The organism is Streptomyces sp., from assembly GCF_019510245.1.
GTDB lineage: Bacteria > Actinomycetota > Actinomycetes > Streptomycetales > Streptomycetaceae > Streptomyces.
Genome location: NZ_JAEKKT010000284.1, coordinates 1 through 5,489 on the forward strand (window position 1 = coordinate 1; position 5,489 = coordinate 5,489).

The following is a 5,489-nucleotide window of genomic DNA, read 5'->3' on the forward strand; positions in this document are numbered from 1 at the left end:
GAACTTCACTCTCCTCGACATCGCCGGCGCCTACAGCCTGCAACTCCACGTCTGCCCTGCGTCCCCGGAGCATCCCCACATCGAACTGGTCCAGTGAGCCCTCGCAGAAGTCCTCCGCGCCGACGTGTACGCCGCGATCGACTCTCTAGTCAGCAGCCTTGGCCAACTACCAGATGATCCAAACGACAAGTCCTACTGATCTTTTCGTAAGTTCGGTGGGTGTGGTGGGCTGATGGTCAGGCCGGTATGGGCGAGGAATGACCATGGCAGTCGGGGGTTGGCGTTGATGCGGTGGATGCCTTGCTCGGTAGCGTCGGCGACATCGGCAAGGTGGTCGCCGGCGAGGTTGGCGAGTTCACGTTTCTTGAGCGAGGACCACAGCAGTTCCACCGGGTTCAGCTCGGGAGCATAGGCGGGTAATCGTTCCAGGGTGAGCCAGTCCTGTTCGGCGACCCAGGCCCGCATCGCCCGGCTCCAGTGGGCGGACAGGCCGTCCCAGACCAGGACCACTCGCTCGCCGCGGTAGAACACCTTCATCTGCTCCAGGACCTCGATGAGTCCGGCGGTGTCGTAGCTGCCGGGCTTGAGGTGGAAACACAGCCGAGCCCCGCGATCGGGATCGGTGGAGTGGTAGCCCAAGGCCCCGGCCATCGACGCACGCTTCCAGTTCAGGCGGTGCCGCAGGAGCGGAGTCCGCCCACGGGGCGAGTAGGTGCGGCGGATCTGCGGGAGCAGGGAGACGCCTGATTCGTCGAGGAAGACGATCCAGGCACGTGTGTTCACGGCCCCTTTTTGATCCGCGGCCACTCGTGCGCGATCCAGCGGGCGATCTCCGAATCGTCCCGCTCGACCGCCCGCCGCTCGGGCCGTTGCAGGCTCCATCCGAGCCGGCCGGTCAGCAGCCGCCACACCGATGCCCTCGACAACACCACCCCCGTTGCCCGGGTGACGACCGCGCCGACTCGTTCCAGGGTCCACAGGTCGGCCTCGAAACCATGAGCCTGGGCACCTTGCTCCAACGCGGCCCGGATCATCTCGACTTGGGCGTCGTCCAGCTTGGGTGGGCGTCCGGTAGCTGCCCTTCGCCGCAGGGCCGAAGCACCGCCTTGCTCCCACACCCGCCGCCAACGCCGCACGCTCTCGGCACACACCCCCACCGCCCTCGCGATGTCCGCATTCGAAACGCTGTCCTCGAACAACTCGACTGCCCGAACACGACGTGCCTCCGCCAACTGAGGCCGCGACAAAGGAGGAAGGGAGGAGCCGGCAACCGAAGGGGAAGGTTGATAAGCCACCCAGACAGCCTCCCACCCACACAGCCACCACACCCACCGAACTTACGAAAAGATCAGTAGGGGTTGGGGGAGGCGGTGTTGTGTCGGGTTTCGGCGAGGTGGATGTTGATGGACCGGGTGAGGATCAGCGCGTCCTGTGGCTCGTCGGCCTGGAAGGTGACGCGACGCAGGAGGGTGACTCCGTTGAGTGCGATGCCCTCGCGGGCGAGGATGAAGACGAGGGTGAGGAGAGCGGAGCGGGCGTTGCCGTCGTGGAAGGGGTGGAAGAAGCACACGTCGAGATAGGCGCGTGCGGCGCGGGCGATGAGGGGAACGGGCGGGTCGGTGTGGCGTGCGCTCTGGGCCAGGCAGGCGTCGAGGCGGGCTCGGGTGTCCGGGCCGATGCCGTAGCGTTCCCGGCCTCCCTTGGCGAAGGCCGGCAGGTCGCGGAACGGCGGCGGCTGCGGTGTGCCCAGCACGTGCTGCTGCCAGCGCTGGAGCAGCTCGAAGTCGAGCATGGCGCCGCGTGCTGCGTCGGTGCGCAACAGTTCCAGGGCGGTGAGCAGGCCCTGTGCGCGGGCGGGGTCCAAGGCGCCGTCGAAGGCGCGTATGTCCTCCGCCACGCCGTCGCGCGACGGGACCACCGGTTCGTGCCCGCCGCCGTCCGGAGCGTCCTGCCATGGCACGGTCTCGCGCACCGCGAGCCAGCGCTGGAGGTGGTCCGGCGCGGGTCCGGCGGATGGTGCGCCGTCGTCGGGGCGCAGTGACAGCGCGAGCTGCTCCGCGACGTCCTCGACCAGCACGATGTCGGGGCCGGTCCAGCTCGCGAACCGCCCGCCGATCGCCTCGTCGACCAGCTCCTGCGCGAGGCCGGGCGCGACGCCCCAGCGGCTGAGGAACCAGGTGAGCACTTGACGGCAGTGTCCGTGCCAACCGCTGCCGCAGCCGGTGCGGTCGGTCACCTGCAGGATCAGGTTCCGGGCGGCACGCTCCCACAGGATCCGCTGGTCCTCGATGCCGGCCAGGTCCAGCGGGTACGCGTCGAACCACCCGGCGAGACTCTCCAGCCACTCGCGCCATTCGCGCAGCGCCGCGACGACACGAGCGAGCGTCTCCTGCGGTGTGGTGATCGAGTCCTGGGGGCAGCACCAGTTCCCGATGGGCCCTCCGTCGAAGTCACCTTCGTCGTGCGACCAGCGCCAGCCCACGGTCCAGCGGCCGTAGTGCTCGGCGAGTGCCTGCGACATGGCGTCGGCCCAGGGCTGTCCCTCGCTCCAGCTCCAGTCACTCATCGCTGGGTCACCGAAGGGGACGTCGGCGTGGCCGGGCACCCTTTGGGCGGGCCCGAGCGACCGCACTACCTGCGGTGCTGACGCGCTGTCGAAGAAATGCTGGGCGGGATTTACATCGTCCCAGGTCAGAAAACGGGGGGCCAGCTCGACAATCACCGCGCAAGCCTGCCACGTCGACCCGGCTGTGGTGCAAGCGAATTACCGCAGGAGGCGCCAGCCGACGTGTTCAGCCTCATGCCGTCAGTCGCCCTGAGCGGGGCCCGTCCTGCCGTCTTGGACTCACCAGAGGTGTGACTGAGCGCTTCAGTTGGCCAGTTCAATGTCCGGTCCGCAGCCCGTGCCTTATCCCGCGTCGCGTCGGACGAGCGCGTGCGCGATGGGCTCGCCGCTGCGCTGCGCGTAGGTCATTCGTTCGCGTATTTCACGCAGGGTCCGGGGGCGGTATCCAGGCCCGCCGCCGCAGCAGCTCTTGTGGAAGCCCACGCCGGCGTTCAGCAGCACCGTCAGTGTCCGCCACGCCGCAGTATCCCGCCGTCGTGGCGCGGCGAACGCCGAACCTGCGTGGATCAGCGGCTGCGCACAACGGGGACAGGCCCGCTGTCGCGTTCTGTCGTAGGGCTGCTTGTAGGAGGCCCGGCAAGACAGACAGACGTACGAGGTCTTCGCATGAGCCATGCGCTCAACCCTAGAGATCTCCCTGGGGACCGACCAACGAATTGAACGGATCGAGAGGCCCCGAAGGAGGGTCCGCACGCCCTCCAGACCCAACTGGCCGACTCGACCTCTCACTCGCCAACCGAAGCGCAACTGCTGTCACGGTCACTACGGCAGAGGCCCAAGGTCGCCGTGGACAATGGTCTCGGGGATCGGGGGGCGGTCCCACAGAGCGAGGATCTCGTTCGCCATGGCGACGATCGCGCGCGTGTCCCGGTCGCCATACGCCTTGATAGCGGCGGCCGCCAGGCCGCGCGGGACAGCACCGGCGTCAAGCAGGACTCGCCAGTCCTCCGGCGTGAGTTCGAGGAACTCCAGCCCTGTCAGCCCGGCGATCTCCAGTGGATCGGCAAGCGTCCCGCCGTAGCAGGAGAGGGTACGCAGGCGTGGCAGCCCGGTAACGGGTGCCAGGCTGAACGGTTCACCGTCCCAGACGCCAAGGCTCAGCGCTTCCAGTTCGGAGTGGGCCGCGGCCTCAATGCTCCTGATGCTTTGGTGGTTGACCCACGCCACGTGGGGAAGTCCGGCCCGGCGGTGCCCGGCGTACCAGTCCCGTTCCGGATCCTGGACCAGGGCGGTGAGGGACTCGGCGAACAGTTGGGCTCCGACGCTCTGTTCGTGGTCGAGCACGATGATCTGTCCGGTGTGGCCGCACGGGCCCGGCGTCAGGTCGACGGCGACCCGATCCCCGCCGCCGGTGTCGCCGATGACGATCCATCCGGGCGAGCCGACCAGGTCCTGCACGGCGGCGTCCGGCCCGGTGACAGCCGCCTCCATCGCCGCGTGTTCCCAACGGAAGGGACGGCACGATCTGTCGGCGATGGAAACGTCGTCCAGGCAGCCCAGCTCGAAGCCAACCGCGTCGAAGACGCGCTGCGCGGCCTCGTTGTCGTCACCCCAGTCCGCCCACCGCGCGCGCGTCACCCGGTAGAGCACCTTGATCTCCCCGGGCAGCGCCACTCCCAGACGGGCCTGTGCCGCGACGATCTCCGCCTCGGTGGCGCCGATCGCCTCGGGTATCCGCTCGCGCAGCGTCCGTTCCAGCCATGCCAGATCCACGGACGGAGCCGGCCGCGCCCCGGGCACGGCCTCGGGCAGGCGGCGCCACGGCTCGGGCACCGCCCCCTCGACCAGGAGCAGCGCCCCCGGGTGAGCGTTTCCGAGGCCGGGATCCGCAGCAGGGCTGGGATCAAACAGATGAAGCACAGCCTTCCCGCTCGGCTCGATCTCCACGGTGAACGCGATGTGGGCAACTTCCGCCGCGGTGAGCGCGTTCCGCACCCGCTCGATCGCGTCGAACTCCTCCTGCATGTCCGACACCAGCAGGGCACGCCCGGGCTGCGGGCGCCGCTGCCGTAGGGGCACGCTCCACGAGCCCCGACCGATACTCCCCGCCACGTTGCCGCCCGGCGCCGCGAGGCTCTCCCTGTGGGCTGTCCGCAGGAGCCGCAGCAGAGGCTCCCAGGTGGCGAAATCATGCAGCGAGGACAACAGCAGCCTCCGGCCGATTCGGTGATCATGACGGTGGTGATTATGTCGTCCGCCGCCGACAATCCCGTCACCCGTCCGGTGTCGTCCAACAGCGAGAGGTATGGCCGGCGATCAGTTGCATCTGTCCTCCTGTCGGCGCGGCGCTCCGGGCGAGGCAAGAGACGTGCCGGAGCCCCATCGGAGCCGGGCCGTCCTCGATGCCGAACGCTCACACCGCCGACCTCTGCGCCGGCCCCACAGAAGTCGAGGGCGCCAACCGCCTTGCGGCAAAGGTCGACACTGAACGCTCAGCTCGCCAAGTGTCACGCTCAGTGGCGAACTGAAGCGCTCAGTCACAGCAAGCAGGTGTGACTGAGCGCTTTACTTGGCGGATGAGCGGTTGAGTTGGCGAACTGAGCACCCGCGCGTGGGGACGCCTGGCAAGCCGAAGCGCTCAGTCACACGTTGTCGAGCAGGGGTTCCTGCTTCCCAAACCCTCTGCGGATCTCCTCGGCGAGGACGCCGTCCCCTTCGCTACTGGGGCCCGTACTCCGGCGCCGGCGGCGACCGCCTCCCAACTCGCGCTGGCCTGCCCGGGTTACGCCGTCAAACCGGATCAGCGCCCTGGCTACACTCCCACTTCATGACGACGATCTACACGACCCAGGAGTGGAAAGGCCACGGGAGGCAGAACTACTACTGGAACGAGTACAGGCTCGAAGGCGACACCGTCGTCAAG

General features: G+C 68.4%; 5 protein-coding genes. All 5 read right to left on the reverse strand.

Features of this window, described 5'->3' with window-relative positions; translation table 11 throughout:
- Window positions 1-192 precede the first annotated feature (192 nt).
- The 5 genes from JF597_RS48940 to JF597_RS48960 all read right to left on the reverse strand — a co-directional run bounded on the left by JF597_RS48940 (window position 193) and on the right by JF597_RS48960 (window position 4,771).
- Window positions 193-783, reverse strand: a complete 591-nt coding sequence (locus JF597_RS48940) for a transposase (protein ID WP_294012304.1) — start codon at window positions 781-783, stop codon at window positions 193-195.
- Window positions 780-1,199 carry a winged helix-turn-helix domain-containing protein gene (locus tag JF597_RS48945; protein ID WP_294012307.1) on the reverse strand — a complete coding sequence of 140 codons (420 nt, stop codon included), beginning with the start codon at window positions 1,197-1,199 and terminating at the stop codon, window positions 780-782. Before JF597_RS48945 ends, JF597_RS48940 begins: the two co-directional genes overlap by 4 nt.
- 149 nt (window positions 1,200-1,348) lie before the next feature.
- Complete coding sequence (locus JF597_RS48950) at window positions 1,349-2,722, reverse strand: Fic family protein (protein ID WP_294012310.1); 1,374 nt, start codon at window positions 2,720-2,722, stop codon at window positions 1,349-1,351.
- A gap of 186 nt (window positions 2,723-2,908) precedes the next feature.
- The gene (locus JF597_RS48955) at window positions 2,909-3,241 is read right to left on the reverse strand and encodes a deoxyxylulose-5-phosphate synthase (protein WP_294012313.1); all 333 of its coding nucleotides are present in this window, start codon (window positions 3,239-3,241) and stop codon (window positions 2,909-2,911) included.
- A 147-nt stretch (window positions 3,242-3,388) separates the two neighbouring features.
- Window positions 3,389-4,771, reverse strand: a complete 1,383-nt coding sequence (locus JF597_RS48960) for an SMI1/KNR4 family protein (protein WP_294012316.1) — start codon at window positions 4,769-4,771, stop codon at window positions 3,389-3,391.
- Between the last annotated feature and the right edge of the window lie 718 nt (window positions 4,772-5,489).

Coding starts and splice junctions, on each gene's coding strand:
- JF597_RS48955 (WP_294012313.1), bottom strand. CDS start 3,241: ATGGCTCATGCGAAGACCTCGTACGTCTGTCTGTCTTGCCGGGCCTCC.